At 53.5% G+C, this 1,270-nt stretch carries 1 protein-coding gene; it reads right to left on the bottom strand.

Features of this window, described 5'->3' with window-relative positions; translation table 11 throughout:
• Positions 1-94: 94 nt before the first annotated feature.
• The coding region (ltrA, locus tag IX84_RS18440) for a group II intron reverse transcriptase/maturase (protein WP_044224104.1) at positions 95-1,270 on the bottom strand (1,176 nt) is incomplete at its 5' end.

Below are 1,270 nucleotides of genomic sequence, written 5' to 3'. Positions count from 1 at the left end.
AATTGAGTAGGGTAAAGTAGAAGGATGCATCCTTCTACTTTATCCCTCTCACAGAACCGTGCGTACGGGCCTCGTACACGGCTCCTGTTAAATCTTATTCATAGTATTGATGCAACGTGTTGGTTTTCACCCGCTCCATGTCGTACAAGTGCAGGTTATTAAACCACTCATTAGGCAGCGCCATGTGGACCAGTTTGCAGCTCGCGTTGCGCCAGCGGGCCATAGAGATTTTCTCAAAACTCCCTTTGTAACCCATCCGTCGTAACTGTTTATGCAAGCCTTTCCAACTTTTCCACTCGCGCATCTGCTTCATCCGTAGGCGGCGGCGTATCCAGCTCATTAAATTACGGAACAGGCTCTTGGCTTGCCCAATGCGGAAGTAGTTGGCAAAACCCCGCAATAGCATCGACAGCTCCCTTATCTGGTGCTCTACGTTACGCCCGGAATTGCGTGGGGTCAGCTTGCGGACTTTGTCCTTAAACTTCTTCACGCTCTTTGGGTGTATGCGCGCACCCCGCCGGCTGATGATAAAACCCAGGTACGTTATGCCTTCCCATATCGTTGTGAGGTGCGTCTTCTTTACGTTGACCGTAAGTTTTAGCTCCTCTTCCAGATATTGGGCGGCTATAGAACGATACCTGCCCGCTTCACTGCGCGTGTAGCCGAAGATCAGTATATCGTCTGCGTACCTTACTATCCGGATGCCTTGACTTTTCATGTACTGGTCAAAATTGTCCAAATAGATATTCATCAGCAGCGGGGAGATTACTCCGCCTTGCGGGCTGCCAGCTTCCGCAGGGTAGTATGCCCCTTCGTCCATAACTCCCGTTTCAAGTATTTGACGGACCAGTGCCAAAACACTGCCGTCGCTTACTTTAGCCCCCACCCCTGCCAGTATCAAGCCGTGGTCCAGCGTGTCGAAGCACTTCGACAAGTCCATGTCAACGACATGAGCCAGCCCCCACTTGTTACTGAAACGCTCTGCCTTAGCCACTGCATGGGCGCAGCTGCGCCCGGGGCGGTAGCCGTAGCTCGATGGGTGGAAGCCCGGCTCGAAAATGGGCTGGAGGATGTTGAGCAGTGCTTGCTGCACCACCCGGTCGCGTACCGTCGGTATGCCTAATGGGCGTTCGCTGCCGTCAGGCTTCGGGATATACACCCGTTTTACTGCCTGCGGGCGGTACGCCTTCGTCCTGAGTTCTTTTTCCAAACGGCGCAGCTCTGACACCCTCTTCTCATCGAAGTCGGTGATGCGCACTCCGTCTACTCC

The organism is Phaeodactylibacter xiamenensis (genome assembly GCF_000759025.1).
In the GTDB taxonomy this organism is placed as follows: Bacteria; Bacteroidota; Bacteroidia; order Chitinophagales; family Saprospiraceae; genus Phaeodactylibacter; species Phaeodactylibacter xiamenensis.
Note: the sequence above shows the minus strand (reverse complement) of the source record. Positions and strands in the feature narration are given on the sequence as shown.